Annotated in this window: 16 protein-coding genes and 2 tRNA genes; 9 read left to right on the top strand and 9 right to left on the bottom strand. The window is 73.6% G+C overall.

Annotated elements, in window-relative coordinates; all coding sequences use genetic code 11:
* Together SJ20_RS04205 and SJ20_RS04200 are read right to left on the bottom strand one after the other, a co-directional pair.
* Positions 1 to 4,220, bottom strand: a 4,220-nt coding sequence (locus SJ20_RS04205; RefSeq protein ID WP_044659045.1) for an ATP-dependent helicase, incomplete at its 3' end; no start/stop codon positions are given.
* Positions 4,217 to 4,675: a 23S rRNA (pseudouridine(1915)-N(3))-methyltransferase RlmH gene (locus SJ20_RS04200; protein ID WP_174232859.1), complete on the bottom strand. Its 459-nt coding sequence runs from the start codon at positions 4,673 to 4,675 to the stop codon at positions 4,217 to 4,219. The genes SJ20_RS04205 and SJ20_RS04200, both read right to left, overlap by 4 nt.
* A gap of 105 nt (positions 4,676 to 4,780) precedes the next feature.
* Between SJ20_RS04200 and SJ20_RS04195 the strand changes: the two genes are divergently transcribed.
* Positions 4,781 to 5,869, top strand: coding sequence for an alpha/beta hydrolase (locus SJ20_RS04195; protein ID WP_044659044.1), 1,089 nt, complete (start codon positions 4,781 to 4,783; stop codon positions 5,867 to 5,869).
* A 66-nt stretch (positions 5,870 to 5,935) separates the two neighbouring features.
* On the opposite strand, the gene SJ20_RS04190 is transcribed toward SJ20_RS04195, so the two are convergent.
* Both SJ20_RS04190 and SJ20_RS04185 read right to left on the bottom strand, forming a co-directional pair.
* Positions 5,936 to 6,026 (bottom strand) — tRNA-Ser (locus SJ20_RS04190).
* Positions 6,027 to 6,100: 74 nt separating this feature from the next.
* Positions 6,101 to 6,607, bottom strand: coding sequence for a nucleoside deaminase (locus SJ20_RS04185; RefSeq protein WP_044659043.1), 507 nt, complete (start codon positions 6,605 to 6,607; stop codon positions 6,101 to 6,103).
* Positions 6,608 to 6,690: 83 nt separating this feature from the next.
* Between SJ20_RS04185 and upp the strand changes: the two genes are divergently transcribed.
* From upp to SJ20_RS04170, 3 genes are all read left to right on the top strand, one after another.
* Complete coding sequence (upp, locus tag SJ20_RS04180; protein WP_044659047.1) at positions 6,691 to 7,326, top strand: uracil phosphoribosyltransferase; 636 nt, start codon at positions 6,691 to 6,693, stop codon at positions 7,324 to 7,326.
* Positions 7,327 to 7,800: 474 nt separating this feature from the next.
* Positions 7,801 to 8,589, top strand: a complete 789-nt coding sequence (locus tag SJ20_RS04175) for a winged helix-turn-helix domain-containing protein (RefSeq protein WP_036316068.1) — start codon at positions 7,801 to 7,803, stop codon at positions 8,587 to 8,589.
* Positions 8,590 to 8,659: 70 nt separating this feature from the next.
* On the top strand, positions 8,660 to 9,184 hold the full coding sequence (locus SJ20_RS04170; RefSeq protein ID WP_002854135.1) for a histidine phosphatase family protein: 525 nt from the start codon (positions 8,660 to 8,662) through the stop codon (positions 9,182 to 9,184).
* A gap of 79 nt (positions 9,185 to 9,263) precedes the next feature.
* On the opposite strand, the gene SJ20_RS04165 is transcribed toward SJ20_RS04170, so the two are convergent.
* A tRNA-Arg gene (locus tag SJ20_RS04165) sits at positions 9,264 to 9,337 on the bottom strand.
* 244 nt (positions 9,338 to 9,581) lie between these two features.
* On the opposite strand from SJ20_RS04165, the gene SJ20_RS04160 reads away from it, so the two are divergent.
* The gene (locus tag SJ20_RS04160) at positions 9,582 to 11,426 is read left to right on the top strand and encodes a phosphoenolpyruvate carboxykinase (GTP) (RefSeq protein WP_036316066.1); all 1,845 of its coding nucleotides are present in this window, start codon (positions 9,582 to 9,584) and stop codon (positions 11,424 to 11,426) included.
* Positions 11,427 to 11,494: 68 nt separating this feature from the next.
* Here SJ20_RS04160 and SJ20_RS04155 read toward each other — a convergent pair whose 3' ends face one another.
* Both SJ20_RS04155 and SJ20_RS04150 read right to left on the bottom strand, forming a co-directional pair.
* Positions 11,495 to 12,685, bottom strand: coding sequence for a globin domain-containing protein (locus tag SJ20_RS04155; RefSeq protein WP_044659042.1), 1,191 nt, complete (start codon positions 12,683 to 12,685; stop codon positions 11,495 to 11,497).
* A gap of 95 nt (positions 12,686 to 12,780) precedes the next feature.
* Positions 12,781 to 13,239, bottom strand: coding sequence for an Rrf2 family transcriptional regulator (locus SJ20_RS04150; RefSeq protein ID WP_041102859.1), 459 nt, complete (start codon positions 13,237 to 13,239; stop codon positions 12,781 to 12,783).
* A 71-nt stretch (positions 13,240 to 13,310) separates the two neighbouring features.
* Between SJ20_RS04150 and SJ20_RS04145 the strand changes: the two genes are divergently transcribed.
* Positions 13,311 to 15,506, top strand: coding sequence for a RecQ family ATP-dependent DNA helicase (locus SJ20_RS04145; protein ID WP_044659041.1), 2,196 nt, complete (start codon positions 13,311 to 13,313; stop codon positions 15,504 to 15,506).
* A 10-nt stretch (positions 15,507 to 15,516) separates the two neighbouring features.
* Here the strand turns inward: SJ20_RS04145 and SJ20_RS04140 are convergent, their stop codons facing one another.
* Complete coding sequence (locus SJ20_RS04140; RefSeq protein ID WP_044659040.1) at positions 15,517 to 16,992, bottom strand: phosphomannomutase/phosphoglucomutase; 1,476 nt, start codon at positions 16,990 to 16,992, stop codon at positions 15,517 to 15,519.
* Between the two features lie 141 nt (positions 16,993 to 17,133).
* Here SJ20_RS04140 and SJ20_RS04135 point away from each other — a divergent pair, with 141 nt between their 5' ends.
* On the top strand, positions 17,134 to 18,285 hold the full coding sequence (locus SJ20_RS04135) for an MFS transporter (protein WP_255351305.1): 1,152 nt from the start codon (positions 17,134 to 17,136) through the stop codon (positions 18,283 to 18,285).
* A 45-nt stretch (positions 18,286 to 18,330) separates the two neighbouring features.
* Here SJ20_RS04135 and SJ20_RS04130 read toward each other — a convergent pair whose 3' ends face one another.
* Entirely contained in the window at positions 18,331 to 19,356 is a 1,026-nt protein-coding gene (locus SJ20_RS04130; protein WP_235281254.1) for a hypothetical protein, read from the bottom strand.
* 350 nt (positions 19,357 to 19,706) lie between these two features.
* Between SJ20_RS04130 and SJ20_RS04125 the strand changes: the two genes are divergently transcribed.
* Together SJ20_RS04125 and SJ20_RS04120 are read left to right on the top strand one after the other, a co-directional pair.
* Positions 19,707 to 20,558, top strand: a complete 852-nt coding sequence (locus tag SJ20_RS04125; RefSeq protein WP_044659038.1) for a hypothetical protein — start codon at positions 19,707 to 19,709, stop codon at positions 20,556 to 20,558.
* A gap of 349 nt (positions 20,559 to 20,907) precedes the next feature.
* A complete protein-coding gene (locus SJ20_RS04120) occupies positions 20,908 to 21,225 on the top strand; it encodes a hypothetical protein (RefSeq protein ID WP_131661441.1) in 318 nt (105 codons plus the stop codon).
* The last annotated feature ends 519 nt before the right edge of the window (positions 21,226 to 21,744 follow it).

The following is a 21,744-nucleotide window of genomic DNA, read 5'->3' as shown; positions in this document are numbered from 1 at the left end:
CCAGCCCCCGCGGCCCCGCCCGTCCGCGCGGTGCGGGCCCGCGGCGTCTGCCGCCCGGTGCGGTGCGCGGTCTTGCCGAGCGAGAGCAGGCCGCGGACGGGGGCGAACGTGTCGTTGCCGACCCGGCCGTCCCACACCAGGCCCCACAGCGCGCCCAGCACCGCGGGGCCGCGGGCCAGGTCGGCCGGGTCGCGGTGCGGGTCGGGCCCGCCCGCCCCGCCTGCGCCACCCGCGTCGCCGTCGTCGCCCGCCGCCTGCGCCGCCCGCACCCGCTCCACGAGCTGCGGGAAGAACCAGGCCCCACCGCCGGCGAGCACCTCCAGCACGGCCGCGCGCAGGGCGGCGTCGGCCGGCGTCGCCTCGGCGGGCTCGGGCAGGCGCAGCGTGAGGTCCACGGCGTCGGCGGGGTGCAGGGCCACCCAGCCGTCGTTGCCGGCGGCCTCCCCGACGCCCGACCACACGTACTCGCCCGTGGCCAGCAGCTCGTCGAGCAGGGCGGGGGCGTAGTCCCGCACACGGGCGGGCAGCACGAGGGACTCCCACGCGCTCGCGGGCAGGGGCGTGCCGGCCAGCTGGTCCAGGACGGTGGCCACCCCGTCCACGCCCTCGAGCGTGGCCGGCGGCCGCCAGGCCCCGTCGCGCCCCGTCCGCGGCCGCAGGTGCTGCCAGTCGGCGAGGAACCGGGCGTACGCGGCCTGGTCCACCGGCTCGACCTCGGCGCGCAGCGCGGCGAGGGAGCGCATGCGGATCCGCCGCAGCACCTCGGCGTCGCACCACTCGGCGTCCAGGCCGGCGGCCCCGGGGGTGCCCTCCGGCCGGAACGCGCCCGTGCTCACGCGGCGCTCGGTGGCCAGACGCTGCAGCACCGAGAGCACGACGGCGCCGCCCAGCCCCAGCGCAGCCCCCGCCTCGGCGGCGGTGAAGGGGCCGTGGGTGCGGGCGTAGCGGCCCACGAGGTCCCCGAGCGGGTCGTCGACCGGGTCGAGGAATGCGGTGGGCACTCCGTGCGGGATCGGCGTGCCGAGCGCGTCCCGCAGGCGGGCGGCGTCCTCGACGGCGGCGAACCGCTCGACCCCGTCCTGGCGCAGGCGGAACGCGCGGCCGGCGCGCTCGAGCTCCGCCAGCATCCCGGCGACGGCGTCCTCGTCCGCGGCCTCCTCCGCCTCCCCCTCGGCCCGTGTGCGCCGCGCGGCCTCGGCGACGGACAGCGGTCCCAGCAGGCGCAGCAGGTCCGCCACGCCCTCGACCCCGCGGGCGCGCCGGTCGGGCGCGAGCCGCTGCAGCTGGGCCTCGACCTCCGCGATGACCTCGGCGTCGAGCAGCTCGCGCAGCTCCTCCGTGCCCAGCAGCTCGGACAGCAGCGCGGGGTCGAGGGAGAGCGCGGCGGCGCGGCGCTCGGCCAGCGGGGAGTCGCCCTCGTAGATGAACTGGGCGATGTAGCCGAACAGGATGGACTGGCTGAACGGCGAGGGTGCCGTCGTCGTGACCTCCACGAGCCGGACGGCCCGTGAGGACACCCGCCCCGCGAGCTCCTTGAGCGCCGAGAGGTCGTAGACGTCCTGGAGCACCTCGCGCACGGTCTCCAGGATCACGGGGAACCGCGGGTGCTTCCGTGCCACGTCCAGCAGCTGCGCGGACCGCTGCCGCTGCTGCCACAGGGGGGTCCGCCGCCCGGGGTCACGGCGCGGCAGCAGCAGGGACCGGGCCGCGTTCTCCCGGAACCGGGCGGCGAACAGCGCGGACCCGCCGACCTCCGCCGTGACGATCTCGTCCAGCTCCTCGGCCGTGAACTCGAACAGCTCCGCGCCCGGCGGCTCCGCGTCCATCAGGGGGATGCGCAGCACGATCCCGTCGTCGGCCGCCATCGCCGCGCCCGAGCCGGTCTCCAGCCCGTACCGCTGCGCCAGCCGCGCCCCCACCGCGAGCGCCCACGGGGCGTGCACCGCCATGCCGTAGGGGGAGTGCAGCACCACGCGCCAGTCGCCGAGCTCGTCCGTGAACCGCTCCACCACGAGCGTCTGCTCGGTGGGCAGCACCCCGGTGGCCTCGCGCTGGTCCTTCAGGTAGGCCAGGAGGTTGTCCTGCGCCCACGGGTCCAGGCCTGCGGCGGCCAGGCGGGTGCGGCCGGCCTCGGGGTCCGCGTCCAGCTCGCGGCGGAAGCGCCCGACGGCGTCGCCCAGCTCCGCCGGCCGGCCCGCGGCGTCGCCCCGCCAGAACGGGAGCTTGCCGGGCTGCCCGTAGGCGGGCAGCACCAGGACGCGGTCCGCGGTGATGTCCACGATGCGCCAGCTCGTGGCGCCCAGCAGGATGACGTCCCCCACGCGGGACTCGTAGACCATCTCCTCGTCGAGCTCGCCGACCCGGCGCCCGCCGGAGCGGGCCGAGCCCGCGGACGCGGTGCCCGCCGACTCGGCCGTGTCCCCGGCCGCCGCGCCGCCGGGGGTGCCGTCCGCGCCGCCGTCGGAGGCCAGGAACACCCCGAACAGGCCGCGGTCCGGGATGGTGCCGCCCGAGGTGACCGCCAGGCGCTGGGCGCCGGGGCGGGCGGCGAGCGTGCCGTTCTCCCGGTCCCACAGGATGCGCGGGCGCAGCTCGGCGAACTCGTCCGAGGGGTAGCGGCCGGCCAGCAGGTCGAGCACGGACTCGTAGGCGGAGAACGGCAGCGTGGCGAACGGCGCGGACCGGCGCACGAGGTCGAACCACCCCTGTGCGTCCAGGTCCGCGACGGCGACGGCGGCCACGGTCTGCTGGGCGAGGATGTCCAGCGGGTTGGCGGGGATCCGCAGCGACTCGATGCGCCCGGCCGTCATGCGCTCGGCCACGACGGCGGTGTCCACGAGGTCGCCCCGGTGCTTGGGGAAGAACACGCCCCGGGAGACCTCGCCCACCTGGTGGCCGGCACGGCCCACGCGCTGCAGACCGGAGGCCACCGAGGGCGGCGACTCCACCTGGATCACCTGGTCCACCGCGCCCATGTCGATGCCCAGCTCGAGCGAGCTCGTGGCCACGACGCAGCGGATCTGGCCGGTCTTCAGCGCCTCCTCGACGATGGCGCGCTGCTCCTTGGACACGGAGCCGTGGTGGGCGCGGGCGAAGTCGGAGACGGTGCCCGATCCGGTGCCGGTCTGCCCGGCCACCTGGGCGGGGCCGTGGAAGCCGGTCGGGTCCGGTGTGCGGAAGCCGGGGACGGCGTCCGGGTGCTCGGCCGCGGCGGCCGCCTCGGCGCGGGCCTCCCAGATCTCGTTGAGCCGACCGGTGAGGCGCTCGGCCAGGCGCCGGGAGTTGGCGAACACGAGCGTGGAACGCCGCTCGGCCACCAGGTCCACGATCCGCTCCTCGACGTGCGGCCAGATGGACCCGCCCGTCACCGCGCCCTCGTCGCCGAGCCCGCCCGTCGAGGAGCCGGGCCCCAGGTCGTGGGCTGCGGCGGGGGAGGAGAGGTCCGTCAGGTCCGGCACCGGCACCGTGACCGTCAGGTCCCAGCGCTTGGCCGAGGCGGGCCGCACCACCGTCACCGGCTGCGTGCCGCCGAGGAACCGGGCCACCTCGGCGGCCGGCTCGACCGTGGCGGACAGGCCGATCCGCTGCACCGGCGTGTCCAGCAGGGCGTCCAGGCGCTCGAGGGAGACGGCCAGGTGGGCGCCGCGCTTGGTCCCGGCCACGGCGTGCACCTCGTCCACGATCACCGTGCGGACCCCGGCCAGCGCCGCTCGGGCCTGCGAGGTGAGCATGAGGTACAGCGACTCGGGCGTGGTGATGAGGATGTCCGGCGGATCCTGCTGCAGGCGCCGCCGCTCGGCCGCCGGGGTGTCCCCGGAGCGCACACCCACCCGCACGCGCGGCACGGGCCTGCCCTGGTGCGCGGCGGTCTGCGTGATGCCCACCAGCGGGGCCCGCAGGTTCCGCTCCACATCCACGCCGAGCGCCTTCAGCGGCGAGACGTAGAGGACGCGGGTGGCCGCCGTCCCCTCGGTGGCGGGCTCGCGCACGAACGAGTCGAGCGCCCAGAGGAAGGAGGAGAGGGTCTTGCCCGAGCCGGTCGGCGCGATCACCAGCGCGTGCCGCCCCGAGGAGATCGCGTCCCACGCGCCGAGCTGGGCCGGCGTCGGGGCCTCGAACGCGCCCGTGAACCAGGCGCGCGTGGGCTCGGTGAACCGGCCCAGGACGACGTCGGCCGCGGGCGTGGCCGAGCCCGCTGCGGTCTCCGCGGGCCCGCTCATGCGTGGTGGTACGGTCGGCCGGCGGAGATCTCCTGGGCTCGGTAGACCTGCTCCGCCAGGATCAGCCGCACGAGCTGGTGCGGGAAGACGAGCGGGGACAGGGACCAGACGCGGTCCGCGCGGGCGTGGACCCGGGCGTCCACCCCGTACGCGCCTCCGATCACCATCGTCACCGGGGCGCCGACGTCGAACCGGCTCTGCAGGTGCCGCGCCAGACCCGGCGAGTCGAACGCCGTCCCCCGCTCGTCCAGCAGGATCAGGTGCTCGTCCGCGCCGACCGCGCCCAGGATCCGGTCCGACTCCTCCGTGCGCGCCGCCTCCTCCTGCCGCGCGGAGTGCGGCAGCAGACGCCACGAGAGGTCGTAGGGCTTCTTGAGGCGCCGCTCGTAGCGGTCGATCCCGTCGACGACCCACGCCTCATGCTTCTTGCCGATGGCCAGCACCCGAACAGACATGGCCCCATGATCGCACCGGCCGCGGACACGGTACGGGGGTCGGCCCCCGCCGCTCGGTTACGCTCGCCGGGGCGGGGTGCCTGGCTCCGCACCGGAAGGGGGCCCATGACGTCGACGGCACGGTCCGCGCGGGTGTCCCGCCGCGCCGCGCTCGGCCTCGGGGTCGGCGCCCTCGCGGTGGGCGGGGTGGCCGTCGTCGCGGACCTGGCCGGTGCGCCCGCCGGGCCGCTGGGCGCCAACTCGACGGTCCTGTACGGCATGCGCAGCTCCACCGGGCACACATACGCGGCCCTGCCCGGGCGCGCCGGACGCATCGACGTGTACCGGCCGCCGGGCCAGGGCCCGTTCCCGGTCCTCGTGTGGAACGCGGGCTCCGGCTGGCGCAGCGATCGCGGCTACAGCGACGGCGCCGACGTCGCCCGCGGCCTGGTCCCGCACGGCTACGCCGTCGCCGCGTTCTCGGTGCGCAGCTCCAAGCAGGGCACGTTCCCCGCCCAGGTGGAGGACGCGACGGCGGCGGTCCGCTGGGTGCGGCGCAACGCCCCGGGCCTGCAGCTGGACGCGGGGCGGGTGGCCGTGGCCGGCTCGTCGTCGGGCGGCTGGAACGCCCTCATGGCCGGCCTCACGGGCGGACAGGACCTGGACCGCGAGCAGGTGCCGCTGCCCGGCCGGGAGGTGCCCGACGGCGGCCACGCGATCCCGGAGGAGGACCGCGTCCACGCGATCGTGGACTTCTTCGGCCCCACGGACTTCCTGACGATGAACCGCCAGATGCTCCCGGGCGCGTGCGCGGACTACAACCGCGCGAACCGGCTGAAGCACTGCCACCTCGACGACCGCAGCACCAAGTCGGACATGCTGGGGGTGCCGGTCCTGGCCTCGGGCGGCCTGACCCGGCTGGCCTCCCCGATCGCGCACCTGCGCCCGGACTCGCCGCCCCTGCTGGTCGTCCACGGGCGCAAGGACGTCACGGTGCCGTGGGGGCAGAGCCTCGAGCTGTACCGGGCCGCCGAGGCCGCCGGACTGCGCACCGCGTTCTACTCGGTGGCCGAGGGTGGCCACGACCTGGGCATGATGACCGCGAAGACCCGCAGCGCGGAGGTGCTCCGCAACGGTGTGCCGGCCAGCGCCGTGCACGCCTCCATCTCGTGGTCCGCGGTGGCCTCGTTCCTGGACGCCGTCCTGCCGCGCTGAGGCGGCGGCCGGACCCGCCCCGGCATGGCGAAAGCCCGGGAGCGCAGGGCTCCCGGGCTTCACATCTGGCGGTGACGGTGGGATTTGAACCCACGGTACGGGGTTACCGTACACAGCATTTCGAGTGCTGCACCTTCGGCCGCTCGGACACGTCACCAGACCAGAACACCCTACCCGAGCCGTGGCGGCGCGCCCAAACCGGCCGCCCGCCGTCGTCGGGCACGGGCGCGTTCAGTCGCGCTGGGCGGCGAAGAACCCCCGCAGCAGCGCCGCGCTCTCCTCGGAACGGACGCCGGCGCGGACCTGCACCTGGTGGTTGAAGCGGGGGTCGCGGACCACGTCCAGCACCGAGCCGCACGCGCCCGCCTTCGGGTCCCACGCCCCGAATACGACGCGCGGGATGCGGGCCAGCAGCAGCGCACCGGCGCACATGGGGCAGGGCTCGAGGGTCACCACGAGGGTGCAGTCCGTCAGGCGCCAGCCGTCGCCCGCCCCGGCGGCGGCCCGCAGCTCCGCCCCGCGGCGCAGAGCGAGGACCTCGGCGTGGGCGGTGGGGTCGTGGTGCTGCTCGCGCTCGTTCCCGACGACGGCCAGGACGGTCCCGTCGCCGGCCACGAGGGCGGCACCGATCGGCACGTCGCCGGCCGCTCCGGCCGCGCGGGCGGCCCGGAGGGCCAGGCCCATCCACACGTGCTCCTGCTCGGCCGTGGGCGCGGGGGAGGGGACGGGGGCGGACACGCGGCCAGCCTAGCGGCGGTGTCGGCGCCCCCGCGGGCACGGGGACGGGCGGAGGGGCACGCGTGGGCGGTACCGTGGGCGCCATGCGCGTCCACATCGTCGACCACCCGCTCGTGGCCCACAAGCTCAGCGTCCTGCGGGACAAGAAGACCCCGTCCGTGATCTTCCGGCAGCTCACGGAGGAGCTCGTGATGCTGCTCGCCTACGAGGCGACGCGCGACGTGGCCATGGAGGAGGTGCGGATCGAGACCCCGGTGACCGCGACCACCGGCTTCCGCCTGGCCCGCCCGCGTCCGCTGGTCGTGCCGATCCTGCGCGCGGGACTCGGGATGCTGGAGGGGATGACCAAGATGGCGCCGTCCGCCGAGGTCGGGTTCCTCGGCATGGCCCGCAACGAGGAGACGCTGGACATCGTCACCTACGCGGAGCGGCTGCCGGCCGACCTGTCCGGGCGTCACGTGTTCGTCCTGGACCCCATGCTGGCCACGGGAGGCACGCTGATCGAGGCCATCCGCTTCCTCTACCAGCGCGGCGCGGCGCGGGTCACCTGCCTCTGCCTGCTCGGAGCGCCCGAGGGCATCGAGCGGTTGGAGGCCTCGCTGGGCGACGTCGAGGTGGACCTGTACCTGGCCGCCGTCGACGAGCGCCTGGACGAGCGGTCCTACATCGTCCCCGGCCTCGGTGACGCCGGCGACCGGCTCTACGGCCTGGCGGAATGACCTGATCGGACCTCCGCGTCCGCCGCGAGACGACCACGGTCCCCGCCCCCACCGGGCGGGGACCGTGGTCGTCTCACGGGAGCGTCTCCGGCGGGGACGTCAAGCGGAGCCGCGAATGTGTCGTCCATTTAGTGGACGTCATGGCCCGCTGTGACCCGTCATCATCGCGTCATATGGAATGCCTGGAAGTCGCCTGCATAAATATTCCGCATAATCACTCGTCCTGTGGCGCGTCCTGCCGTGTTGAACAATGAAAGAGTCACGCGGGCGAGCCGACCGTCCTCGCGACGCTATTCCGATCCGCGAATAGTGATGTTGAGCACATTCAGGACTCTTCTTCTCAAATAATGAGACAAAAGTGCGAACGTTACTTGCCAGTCCCCTCGGTGAAGTCACATTCTTGTCATGTGACGCCTCGTCCGCCGCGCCGACCGAGCGGTGGAGGGGCCATGAGCCGAAAGAGGAGTGGTGGCCATGGGTCAGTCCGCCGGATACGTGCACATCTCCGTCCGCAACGCGCAGCGCCGGGCCGACGGCATGTCCCGCCGAGGCCAGGCCCGCGCAGGCCTGCGCCTGGCCGGTGGCACCGACGCCCCCGACTCCCAGACGGCGCCGACGCCGGTCCTGGCGCCGAACGGCATCCCGGGTCCCCAGGCGGTGGCCCGGGAGAACGAGGCCCGTGGGTTCGTCATCTACGTGGGCATGGACGAGCTGGCCGCCTCGGCCGCCGGCACCTCCCTCACGCGGCTGGCCAATGAGCTGCGCCACTACGTGGAGTCCCTCGTCCCCGGGGCGGAGTCGCACGCCGCCGTCGCCCTGGCCCCCGCCGGCGCGGAGGGCCGCGACATCGAGGTCGTGCGCCAGGTGCTCGGCGACCCGACCGTGCAGGGCGGCACCCGTCCCGACCTGGCGCAGGCGCCGGCCCCCGTGTCCACGCGCCAGCCCGGTGTGCTGATCGACCTGTCCCGGCGCGAGGTGCAGCTGGACGGTGAGTCGCTGAACCTCACCTTCAAGGAGTTCGAGCTCCTGAACTACCTCGTGGAGAACGGCGAGCGCACCGTCGGCCGCGAGGAGCTGCTCGACGCCCTGTGGCGCAACGCCGACGAGGTGCCCAACGAGCGCACCATCGACGTGCACATCCGCCGCCTGCGCGCCAAGCTCGGCCGCCTCGCGAACACCGTGCGCACCGTGCGCGGCCAGGGCTACCGCTTCTACCGCCACCCCGAGGTGGTCGTGTGGGCGGCGCCGGAGTACAGCATCTGACCCGCGCCCGCCCGTGTCCGACGACGGCCCCCGCTCACCCGAGCGGGGGCCGTCGCCGTAGCCTGGCCGCATGAGCACCGCCGACGCGAAGACCCTGATCGTCCTCCGGCACGCCAAGGCCGGCTGGCCCGACGCGGCCGACGACCATGCCCGCCCGCTCGCCGAGCGAGGCCACGCCCAGGCGCCCGCCGCCGGCGACTGGCTCCGCGAGCACGACCTCGTCCCGGACGCCGTCGTGTGCTCCGATGCGCTGCGCACCCGTCAGACGTGCGTGTGGGTGTGCGAGCGCCTGGGCGAGCTGGCACCCACGCCCTACCTGGACCCGCGGCTCTACGGCGCCGACGCGGCGCGGGCCCTGGCCGTCGTCAACGAGACGGAGGAGACCACGCGACGGCTGCTGGTGGTGGGCCACATGCCGTGGGTGCAGGAGCTGGGCATGCGGCTGATGAGCCTGGACTCGGACCAGGACGCGGCGCTGCGCATGAGCGAGCACTACCCGACGCTCGGGATGCAGGTGTTCCGGGTGGAGAAGCCGTGGGCCGAGCTCGACGGCCGCGACGCCGCCCTGACGCACTTCGTGGTTCCGGGGCGCTGACCTCCGCGGCGGCGCGCGTGGCAGAGGCGCGCCGACATGACGAAGGCCCCGCTCCAGCAGGAGCGGGGCCTTCCGATCGTGCGCCCAAAGGGATTCGAACCCCTGACCTTCTGTTCCGTAGACAGACGCTCTATCCAGCTGAGCTATGGGCGCATCATCCGATCCGCCGGAGCGGCTCGAACTCGTAGAACACTACAGGACCTCTCCGGCGAAGTGCAAATCGACGGTCTGCGGTGGTCTGAGTCGGGGGTGTGGCGGGGGCGCGGCCATCATAGCCGGGCTCGGGTACCATGGCAGGACCGTGCGGCCACAACGATGTGGTGCGCGCTTCGGCGGTGCACGCATCGGAGTGGACGGGACGGAACGGCCCCGGACCCCAATGGGAGGACTCTCCACCATGGCTGACAACGCCACCACCTCGTTCGCGGATCGCGCCCTGGCGGACGCGCCCACGGACTACGCCCAGCTGCGCGAGTGGGTCGCTCAGATCGCAGAGCTGACGCAGCCGGACTCCGTCCAGTGGGTCGACGGCTCCGAGGAGGAGCGCGACCGTCTCGCGGACGAGCTCGTGGCGGCGGGCACCCTGACCCGCCTGGCCGAGGACAAGTTCCCCCACTCCTTCGCCGCGTTCTCCGATCCCGCCGACGTCGCCCGTGTGGAGGACCGCACCTTCATCTGCTCCGAGAAGGAGGAGGACGCCGGCTTCACCAACAACTGGATGGACCCGGCGAAGATGCACGGGATCCTCGACGACGCGTTCACCGGCGCCATGCGCGGCCGCACCATGTACGTGATCCCGTTCGTGATGGGCCACCTCGACGCCGAGGACCCGAAGTACGGCGTGGAGATCACCGACTCCGCCTACGTGGTCCTGTCGATGCGCATCATGGCCCGCATCGGCCAGGACGTGCTGGACAAGATGTCCCGCGAGCAGGCCTTCTACGTGCCGGCCGTGCACTCCGTGGGCGCCCCGCTGGAGCCGGGCGAGCAGGACGTGCCGTGGCCGTGCAACGAGACCAAGTGGATCGTGCACTTCCCCGAGGAGCGCTCCATCTGGTCCTTCGGCTCCGGCTACGGCGGCAACGCCCTGCTCGGCAAGAAGTGCTACGCGCTGCGCATCGCCTCCGTGATGGCCCGGGACGAGGCCTGGCTCGCCGAGCACATGCTGATCCTCAAGCTGACCAACCCCGAGGGCCGGTCCTACCACATCACCGGCGCCTTCCCCTCGGCCTGCGGCAAGACCAACCTCGCCCTCATCGACCCCACGATCGAGGGCTGGAAGGCCGAGACCCTGGGCGACGACATCACCTGGATCCGCGCCGGCAAGGACGGCGAGTTCCGCGTGATCAACCCGGAGACCGGCTACTTCGGCGTCGCCCCCGGCACCGGCTGGTCCACCAACCCGAACGCCATGCGCGCGATCTCCAAGGGCAACTCCATCTTCACCAACGTCGCCCTCACCGACGACGGCGGCGTGTGGTGGGAGGGCATGACGGACGAGGTCCCCGAGCACCTCACCGACTGGCGCGGCAACGACTGGACGCCCGAGTCCGGCACCCCGGCCGCCCACCCGAACTCCCGGTTCTGCACGCCCATCGAGCAGACGGACATGCTGGCCGACGAGTACCGCGACCCGCGGGGCGTGAAGCTGGACGCCATCCTGTTCGGCGGCCGCCGCAAGACCACCGTGCCGCTGGTGACCGAGGCCTTCGACTGGGAGGACGGCATCCTCAAGGGCGCCACCCTCTCCTCGGAGACCACCGCGGCCGCCGCCGGCGCCGTGGGCGTCGTGCGCCGCGACCCGATGGCCATGCTGCCGTTCCTCGGCTACGACGCCGGCGACTACCTGGCCCATTGGGTCAGGGAGTCCGGCAAGGCCGACCCGGAGAAGCTGCCGCGCATCTACCTGGTCAACTGGTTCCGCCGCAACCGCGACGGCGGCTTCGCCTGGCCCGGCTTCGGCGAGAACTCCCGCGTCCTGAAGTGGGTCGTGGAGCGCCTCGAGGGCAAGGCCGAGGCCGAGGAGACCCCGATCGGCCTCGTGCCGGCCGCGGGCTCGCTCGACCTGTCCGGCCTCGAGGTGTCGGCCGAGGACCTCGAGGACGCCCTCAAGGTCGACGCCGCGGAATGGGCCGAGGAGAACGAGCTCATCGAGGAGTGGCTCGGCCGGTTCGGCGAGTCCCTGCCGCAGGCCATCCGCGACCGCTTCGAGGCGCAGAAGCAGCGCTTCGCGCAGGCCTGAGCCCCGCCGCACGCGGAACGGCCCGCACCCCGTGAGGGGTGCGGGCCGTTCCGCGTTCCGGGGCCGGATCAGGCGGCGAGCCAGAGGTCCGGGCCGAAGATCTCGTAGCGGATGGACGTCGCGGGCACGCCGGCGTCGATCAGCTTCGAGCGGGTGGACTGCATGAACGCGAGCGGGCCGCACAGGATGTAGTGCCCGTCGCGGGGCAGTTCGACGTCGTCGAAGTGCATCACACCCTCGACGGTCGTGACGCCCTCGGGGTCCTGCTCCGGCCGCACCCCGAGGAAGAGGCGGGCGTCGCCGTGCGGCAACGCCGCCAGGGACTCCGTCACCTGTTCGCGCAGGGCCACCGCCTCCCAGGACGCGTCGCCGTGGAAGAAGAGGACCTGGCGGTCCGAGCCCTGCTGGGCGAGCGCGTCCAAGATCGCGGCGGCCGGGGTGATGCCGATGCCGGCGGTCGCCAGGACCAGGGGAGCGGTGGAGTCCTCGTCCTCGAGGGTGATGTCGCCGTAGGGGTTGGACAGCTCGATGACGTCGCCGACCTCCACGTTCTGGATGAGCATGGGCGAGACCTCGCCGCCCTCGTCCAGCTTCACGGTGATGACACGTTCGGTGGTGGACTCGGCCTTCTCGGAGAGGGAGTACTGGCGGCACTGGCGCAGGCCGTCCTCGACCTTCAGGCGCACGGACACGTAGCCGCCGGCCCTGCCGCGGGACTGCGGGGTGTCGTCGGCCAGCTCGAAGCGGAAGGTGACGGCCGCGTTGCCGGTGGGCTCCTTCGCGACGACCCTCCAGTCCGTCCACATCCTGTCGTTGGCCTGCTGGGAGTAGAGGCCCTTCTCGATCTTGATGAGGGCGTCGGCCATGAGCCAGTAGACCTCGGTCCAGGCGTCGGCCACCGCGGGGGTGACGGCGTCGCCGAGCACCTCGCCGATGGCCCAGAAGAGGTTCTCGTAGACGATCGGGTACTGCTCCTCGACGATGCCGAGGGCGGTGTGCTTGTGGGCGATGCGGGACAGGACGGCCTCGGGCAGGGTGCCCGGGTTCTCGAGCAGGTGCACCGCGAACTTCACGATCGAGCCGGCGAGGGCCTGGGCCTGCTCGCCGTTGCGCTGGTTGGCGCGGGAGAAGACGCCGTCGAGGAGCTCGGGGTGGGCCTCGAACATGTGGGCGTAGAACAGGGGCGTGATCTCCGGCATGTGCTCGGCGACGACGGCGGCGGTGGCCTCGATGACGGGGTGGGACTTCTCGGACAGCACGGGGGTCTCCGTCTCTTCGGTGGCGAATCTTGCGCTGGTTTTGCCAGATTACACCCGGCCGTCGCCGTCGGGAACTCGCCCCCCGGCCCGTTCCCTCAGTGCGTCACGGGGATCTCCGGCAGGCCCAGCAGCACGGGTCCGCCGACAGGCCCGGCGCTCACCAGATCCCGGATCCGCACGGTGTCGAGTTCGGCGAGGAAGGCCTCGCGTGCGCGGTGCAGGGCGCCGCGCAGGCGGCAGTCGCCGGCGTAGGGGCACGCCACCCCGGAGTCGCGCCCGGCGCAGTCGATCACCTCGTCGCGGCTGCTCAGCGAGCGCACGAGCTCGCCCACACGCTGGTCCAGACCGGCCGCGGCGATCATGGCCCCGCCGTGCCGACCGCGCAGCACCTCGATGGTCCCGCGGCGACGCAGCTCGGCGACCGCCTTGATCACGTGGTTGTAGGGCACCTGGATCCGGTCCGCGATCTGCTGGCTGGTGAGCCGTTCCCCCTCGGCGGCCGCGAGCGTCATCAGCACACGCAGGCAGACGTCGGTGTAGGCGCTCAGCTTCATCCCGCCATCATCCCACCGGTGCACGGCGCCGCCGCGCCTGCGGTGTCCGGGCCGGTTGGCATACTGACGCCATGGACGCCACCTCGCACCCCGACGCCGGCCCCCGCCTCCCCGAGACCTCCGTGCCGGGGGGCGACGCCGCGCTGCACGAGGAGGCCCTGGCCGTCCTGCGTCGGCTCGTGGACCGGCCGGACGCGCGATTCAAGGACGGGCAGTTCGAGGCGATCGAGGCGCTCGTGGCCCACCGCCGCCGCGCCCTGGTGGTGCAGCGCACCGGCTGGGGCAAGTCCGCCGTGTACTTCGTGGCCTCCCTCCTGCTGCGCGCCCGCGGCGCGGGGCCCACGCTGATCGTCTCCCCGCTGCTCGCGCTCATGCGGGACCAGGTCGCGGCCGCCGCCCGGGCGGGCGTGCGCGCGGTGTCCGTGAGCTCGGCGAACGCCACGGAGTGGGACGAGGTCCGGGCCCGGCTCGCGGCGGACGAGGTGGACGTGCTGCTGATCTCGCCCGAGCGCCTCACGAACCCCCGGTTCCGGGACGAGCAGCTGCCGGACCTCGTGGCGCGCATGGGCCTGCTCGTGGTGGACGAGGCCCACTGCATCTCCGACTGGGGCCACGACTTCCGGCCGGACTACCGCCGCATCCGGGACCTGATCGGGCTGCTTCCCGCCGAGGGGCCGCGCGCGGTGCCCGTGCTGGCCACCACCGCCACGGCCAACGCCCGTGTGGTGGCGGACGTGGTGGAGCAGCTCGGCGTCGCCTCCGAGCAGGACGTGTTCGTGCTCCGCGGCCCCCTGGCCCGCGCCTCGCTGCGCCTGGGCGTGCTGCGCATGCCCAGCCCGGCCGCGCGCCTGGCCTGGCTCCTCGACCACCTCGGGGACCTGCCGGGCTCCGGGATCGTCTACGCCCTCACCGTCTCCGCCGCCGAGGACACGGCGCGCGCCCTGCGCGAGGCGGGGCACGAGGTGGTCGCCTACACGGGCCGCACGGACCCGGAGCGTCGCGCCGAGATCGAGGAGGACCTCAAGGCCAACCGGGTGAAGGCCGTCGTGGCCACCTCGGCGCTCGGCATGGGCTTCGACAAGCCGGACCTGACGTTCGTGGTGCACCTCGGTGCGCCGGGCTCGCCCGTGGCGTACTACCAGCAGGTCGGCCGCGCCGGCCGCGGGACGGACCACGCGGACGTGCTCCTGCTGCCCGGGCCCGAGGACCGTCGCATCTGGGAGTACTTCGCCACCGCCTCCATGCCGGACGAGGGGCAGGCGCGCGCCGTGCTGGGGGCGCTCGCGGACCACGGCGGGGCCCTCTCCGTGGCGGCGCTCGAGCCGTCCGTGCGGATCAAGCGCACCTCCCTGGAGCTGCTGCTCAAGGTCCTCGCCGTGGACGGGGCGGTCGAGCGGGTGGGCGGCGGCTGGCGCGCCACCGGGCGGGAGTGGACGTACGACGCCGAGCGGTACGCCCGCGTGGCCGAGGCCCGCCGGGCCGAGGAGCGGCTCATGCTCGACTACCAGACCACGGACCGGTGCCGCATGGAGTTCCTGGCCCGCACCCTGGACGACCCCACCGCCGCGCCGTGCGGCCGCTGTGACGTCTGCGCCGGCCCCTGGTACCCGACGGGATCGGACGGGGCGGCGCGGGAGCGCGCGGAGGCCGCCCTGCGCCGCACCGGTGTGCCGATCGAGCCCCGTCGCATGTGGCCCTCGGGCATGGACCGGCTGGGCGTGCCCGTCAAGGGGCGCATCGCGCCCGAGTCACAGGCCGAGGAGGGGCGCGCGCTCGCCCGCCTGACGGACCTCGGGTGGGGCACCGTCCTGCGGGACCTGCTGGACCGGGAGGACGCCCCGGTGCCGGAGGAGGTCCTGCGGGGCGCCGTCGACGTCCTGGCCGGCTGGGGGTGGCGGACGCGGCCGATCGCCGTCGTCGCGATGCCCTCGCGCACCCGCCCGCAGCTGGTGGGGTCGTTCGCCGAGGGGATCGCCCGGATCGGCCGGCTGCCGTTCCTCGGCTCGCTCGAGCACGCGCGCGGCGGCCCCACGGCCGGGCCGGGCGGCAACAGCGCCTACCGGCTCGGGTCCGTGTACGGCCGGTTCGCCGTCCCCGAGGCGATGGCGCAGATGCTGCGCACCGCCCCGGACGCCGGCCGCCACGGCCCCGTGCTGCTGGTCGACGACCTCGTCGACTCGCGGTGGTCGCTCGCCGAGGCCGCGCGGGTGCTGCGCGAGGCCGGCGCGCAGGGGGTGCTGCCGCTCGTCCTCGCCCAGGCCGGATGAGCCGCCGAGGTCAGCGCTCCGCGCGGACGATCGCCAGCACGGCGTCGCGGAGCGCCTCCATGGTGGCGGCCGTGCGGGCCTCGCCGTTGTAGCGCAGGAACGGCTCCGTGTTGGACGGGCGGAGGTTGAACCACCACGTGCCGTCCTGGGCGGCGACCGTGGTGCCGTCCATGCGGGTCACCGTGGTGGCCACCCCGGCGAAGTCCTCGTGCACGGCCCGGCCCTCGCCGACGCCCTCGCCCACGGCGGGGGCGAACTGCGCCACCACCGCGGCCACGGCGGCGTCCTTGTCCGCGACCTGCGAGTTGATCTCTCCGGAGGCCACGTACGGCTCGTACTCCTCGGCCAGCTCGGACAGCGGCTGCTCCTGGCCGCCCAGGGCCGCCAGCACGTGCATGGCCGCGAGCATGCCGGTGTCCGCGTTGAAGAAGTCGCGGAAGTAGTAGTGCGCGGAGTGCTCGCCGCCGAACACGGCGGACTCGGCGGCCATGACCGCCTTGATGAAGGAGTGGCCCACGCGGGTCTCCACGGCCCGGCCCCCGTCGGCCGCCACGAGCTCGGGGACGGCGCGGGAGGTGATCAGGTTGTGGATGACCACGGGGGTCTGCTCGCCGTCGGCCTTCGCGCGGGCGATCTCGCGGCGGGCCACCAGGGCGGTGACCGCGGAGGGGGAGACCGGGGCGCCCTGCTCGTCGATCACGAAGCAGCGGTCGGCGTCGCCGTCGAAGGCCAGGCCGATGTCCGCACCGTGCTCCACGACGGCGGCCTGCAGGTCCCGCAGGTTCTCCGGCTCCAGAGGATTGGCCGGGTGGTTCGGGAAGGTGCCGTCCAGCTCGAAGTAGAGCGGCTCGATCTCCAGCGGCAGGGCGGCCAGCTCGGCGTCGCCGAGGACGGCCGGGGTGGTCTTGCCCGCCATGCCGTTGCCCGCGTCCACCACGACCTTCAGGCGGCGCACCCCCGTCAGGTCCACGAGCGAGCGCAGGTATGCCGCGTAGCCGGGGAGGATGTCCTCCTCCGTCACGGTGCCGGCGGTCTCGGCCGCGGGGATCTCACCGGCGTCGAGGTAGGCCTGGGCCGCGTCGCGGATCTCGAACAGCCCGGTGTCCGAGGAGACCGGCACGGCGCCGGCCTGGGCCATCTTCATGCCGTTGTACTCGGCCGGGTTGTGCGAGGCGGTGAACACCACGCCCGCGGCCTGCTTCACGCCCGCCGCGTAGTAGAGCATGTCCGTGGAGATCAGCCCCAGGGTGACGACGTCGGCGCCGCGGCGCGTGGCGCCCTCGGCGAAGGCCGTCATGAACGCGGGCGAGGAGGGGCGCATGTCCCCGCCGACCAGCACGGTCTGACCGGCCAGGCCCAGCACGTCCACGAAGGCCGCACCCACCGCGCGGACGCTCTCCGCCGTGATGGACTCGCCCACGATGCCGCGGACGTCGTACGCCTTGAAGGAATCGTGCAGGTCGAGGGAGGGGGTCGAGGTAGTCACCCGACCGATCGTAGTGGACAGCCTGGATACAGTGAGGGCGTGCCCCCGACCACTCCGCCCCCGCCCGCGGGGCCCCCGGCCGTCCCGCCGTCGGGACCCGCGCCGGCCGCCCCCGGGGAGCCCGCGTACCGCAGGCTGCTGATCGGGCTGTTCCTGGCGGGGGTGGCCACGTTCGCCCAGCTCTACTCCCCGCAGGGCCTGCTGCCGCTGGTCAGCGACGACCTGGGCGTCCCCGCGGACCGTGCCGCCCTGCTCGTCTCCGCCAGCACACTCGGCCTCGCCGTGTCGGTGGTGCCGTGGTCCGTGGCCGGGGACCGGTGGGGCCGCCGACGCGCCATGGTGGTCTCAATGGTCTCCGCCAGTGCGTGCGCGCTCACGGGCGTCCTCGCACCCACGTTCGAGGCCATGCTCGGCCTGCGCCTGCTCAAGGGCATGGCGCACGGGGGCGTCGCGGGACTCGCCGTGGCGCTGCTGGCGGAAGAGGTGGTCCCGCACGCGGTCGCGGCGGCCGCCGGCACCTACATCGCCGGCACCACCCTCGGCGGGCTCTCCGGCCGGCTCCTGGCCCTGCCCGTCGCGGAGGCGTCCTCGTGGCGCGGCGGGATGCTGGCCGTCACCGTGGTCGGGGTGCTGTGCACGGTCGGCTTCCTGGCGATCACGCCGCGCGCCCGACGTTTCACGCCGTCGCCCACCTCCCCGGCGACGCTCGTGCGCATCGTGCGTGGCCACCTGCGCTCGCCGGAGCTCGTCGCCGTCTACCTGCAGGGGGCGCTGCTGATGGGCGGGTTCGTGGCGCTGTACAACTTCGTGGGGTACCGCCTGCTCGACCCGCCGTTCTCCTGGACGCCGACGGCGGCCGGCCTCGTCTTCCTCGCCTATCTCGCGGGCACGTGGTCGTCGCCGCGCGCGGGCCGGCTGGCCGCGCGGGTGGGCCGGCTGCCGGTCCTGGCCGGCGCGACGGCGGCCATGGCGGCGGGCGTCGCCCTCACGTTGGTCCCGCATCCGGCGGTGCTGGTGCCTGCCCTCGTGCTCGTGACGGGCGCGTTCTTCGCCGCCCATGCCATGGCCTCCGCGTGGTCCGGGACGGCCGCCCCCACGGGCCGCGCCCAGTCGACCTCCCTGTACAACTTCGCGTACTACGCCGGCTCGAGCCTCTTCGGCTGGCTGGGCGGCGTGTTCCACGAGTCCCACGGGTGGCCGGGGACGGTGCTGATGGTCCTGGCCCTGGTGCTGACCGCCCTGGCGAGCGCCGTCGTCGTGCTGCGCGGACGCGGGACGGCCCCGGTGCGCTGAGCCGGGGCCGTCGAGGGAGCGGGTGTCAGCGGGCCGCCCCGCGGGTCACCAGCCGAGGGCCTCGGCATCCGTGCCGGTGGCGGACCGGGCCTGGTCGCGCCAGGCGGCGAGGACCTCGGGGTCCTGCAGCTCGAGCCACGCGATCATCTGCTGGTAGGTCACGCAGTAGGTGTCCTCCTCGACGCAGACCTCCCGCATGACCTTCTCCACAGCCGGGTTGAACGCGTTGAGACCCCAGTCGTTGAAGTGGTTGCCGAAGACCAGCGGGGCGCGGTTGCCCGCGAACGCCGAGTCGTACATGTAGCGGTAGGTGCGGTACTGGAAGTCGGTGAGTCGGGAGACGTCCTCCGGGATGTCCTTGCCGCCGTTGCCGGAGATCCAGAAGTTGTAGTCCATCGCCATCACGAACGGGCTGGCCGCGTCCTTCTCGGCGAGCACGGGGGACCAGGCCATCGGCATCTCGAACTCCCAGATCCCGTCCTCCTGGTAGGGCCAGGCGACGCCGGAGGCGGCCGCGGCACGCGACGTGTCGTACTCGAGCCCGTTGTCCTTCCACATCGGGACGAGCTGGTCCCACTCCCCGTCGAGGCAGGGCAGACGTCCGCCCTTGACGTCGTCGGGGGTGACCTCCAGCGCCGGCAGGGAGCTGCCCGGGTTGTAGGCGCCGGGGTCGGAGAGGATGTCCGTGAACGAGCCGTACTCCTGCTTCCATTCGGCCGTGGACCACTGGTCTGCGCCGTACCTCGTGGGCGCGCACAGGTGACCCGCGTAGTGGGTGCCGATCTCGTGGCCGGCGGCGTGGGCCGTGTTGATGTTCTCGATGCGCTGCGCCACCTCGGCCTCGTCGCCGCCGAACTCCGTGCCCACGTAGCCGGGCTCGTTGCCGGGCGCCGCGTAGTTCTCCCGGTTGGCGGTCTCGATGAGGTTGATCGCGGACTGGAACACCGTGAACTTCGCGTCGGAGTCCGCGGCCGCGTCCAGGAAGGTCTTCCAGCGCGCGTCCTGACGGCCGCCGTCGAAGGAGAAGAGGACGAACTGCGGCGGGCGCTCCTCCGCCGTGAAGGCCCGCATCGGCACGCCCTCGTGGGAGCGGGCGGCCAGGGGGAGCGCGGGGTCCGCGGGGTCTGCGGCGGCCGACGGCGAGCCCTCACCGGACGACGTCGCAGCCGGCGAGGAGGCCGCATCCGAGGACCGTCCCTGCGACGACGAGGCCTCGGATCCGTCCGCAGATGCGGGCGACGAGGCGGCCGCGTCCGTGGCGCCGGAGGACCCGGCCGCCGTGACCAGACACGGAGGACTCCACATTCCACCGTAGGGGAGGCCCCCGGTGGCTCTGGAGCCCTGGCAGAACTGTGACCAGGTTGTGATGTGGCGCCGCGGCTGCCGGCATGGCCCTTGTGGGCCACACCTAGACTGGTGGCATGGAATATCTCGTCCCTGTCCTCGCGGTGGTCGTCATCGGCGCCCTCGCGTTCGCCGCCGCCCGGTGGATGTCGGCTGGTCGAGCGCGTCAGGCGGCGGATCAGCGCACGCCGTCCGGTCGCGGGCTGGACATCGGACCGGAGCGGGCGCGTCTGGCGGCGGGGCTGCTGGACGAGGACGCCCATCGGCGCGTGTACGGGCACATCGCCCAGAGCCGCGTGATGGAGGCCGTGCGCGACTACCGCGCCCACACGGGACGCGGCCTGAAGGACGCCGTCATGGACGTGCAGTCCCTCGCCGTGCATCCGCAGGTCTATTCCGAGCCGGTGCAGGAACCGGACGCCACGTCCGCCGGAGTCGCGGGGCCCGTTCCCGGCGACCATGGGGAGCCCCACCGGGACGACGCAGCCCCGGCCGACACCCCCGGGCCGAAGCGGCCCGGACAGGATTCGAGCGGGCGGGGGGAGCCGGACGCCCAGACGCCCGATCGCGAGACCTCTGACGCCGTGGCCGAGGACGACGCCCGGCAGGACACCGACCACGCCTCGGCCGCGCCGCGTCCGACGGCGCCGTCCGCCGACGAGTTGACGACCCTGACCGTCCCGGCCGAGTGGACCGCCGCCCCCGCCGAGGAGGAGCTCCCCTTCGAGGTCGAGGTGATGCGGGGGACGGAGTCCGTCCGGCTCTCCTCGCAGGACCTGCCGCCGTGGCTGCGCGACCAGCTCGCCGCCATGGTGCGGGACGGCAACCTCGAGTCCGCCGCCGTCCAGCTGTCCAGCCACTCGGAGCTCTCCGTGCCGGAGGCGTACGAGCTGCTGCGCCGCATGCGGGAGCGCCGCGGGGAGGGCTAGTCACCGGTCGGTCGGCACATCAGGTCGCCGCGCGCAGACGCGAAGAGGGCCGGAATCGCGTGGATTCCGGCCCTCTCTGGCGGAGACGGGGGGAATATCCTCCGACCCGCATGATCTAGCGGATTTTGGAGGGTCAGCGCACGGCCTGACTACTTGGTGACAGAAAGGCCCCGGCGCGGTTGCAGCCGCCCGGGGCATGGACACCACGTAAGCAAGGACGTGACGCCGTGAACCAGCGTACCCGCACACTCTCCCAGCTTCTCCAGCCCGTCGCCCGCGCCGCCACATCGGTGGCGCTCACGGTGGCGGGCTTCTTCCTTCTCTCCGCCCCGTCTCTTCTCGTGGGGGCGTGCTGACAATGGGCGACTACTACCAGGACAACTCGGCCCGCGTCCTCGCGCACATCGGTGCGCACCACGACGTGGACCCCGGCCCCCTCGCGGACGCTGGACGCGCCCACCACGGCGACATGCACGCCGGGGTCATGGTCGGCCAGGACGGCACCATTCACGCGCACACGCGCCGCGACGCCTCCGGTACGTATCGAGTCCACCTGCCCGGCGAGGACGTGCCTGTAGACCTGTGGGCGGCTCGTGAGCGCCGTGTCATCGGCCCCACGGTCCATGTGCCCCTGTGGCGCATCTTCTCCGGCCAGGGCGTGCCCTAGAGCCTCCGGCCCCCACACGCGGGGCCGCGTCCTGTCCACCGTCGCAACGCCGGTGGACGGCACGAGGTCACAGCGTGAACCTCCAGCGTGGAAAGCCTGCCGGGCTGCTAATCAACTCAGGCGCGGTGACACCCCTCCCGAATCGTCCGAACCGCCGGGCGAGGGAACGCCAGTGCACGGCGTATCCCAGGGCCATAGCAACAGACGCCCCGAGACACGGGGGGTCCAGTTGCCGTGGGCGAATGCTGCTGAGTGGGGGCGGAGGGCGGCGGGTCGACTGGAGTGAGGGACCGGGAGACCTGGGCCCGCAGGGCTCCGCTTCTGCCTTGAAGGTGAGTGCGTACCCCGTCCAGCCCTCGCAGTAGAACACCACCCGCACCCCCGGAAACACGAAAAGGCCCCGACCTTCCCGCGATGGGAGGGCCGGGGCCATTGTTTCTATTCGCGTTGTGGACAACTCACGCCCACGTCGTCAGGCTGCGCTAGGTTGTCCTCAGCGAGTTGAGTCCCGGATAGTGG

Origin of the sequence: Micrococcus sp. MS-ASIII-49 (assembly GCF_000946635.1) — a bacterium.
Lineage (GTDB): Bacteria > Actinomycetota > Actinomycetes > Actinomycetales > Micrococcaceae > Micrococcus > Micrococcus luteus.
This window is presented reverse-complemented; position numbering and strand designations above follow the sequence as displayed.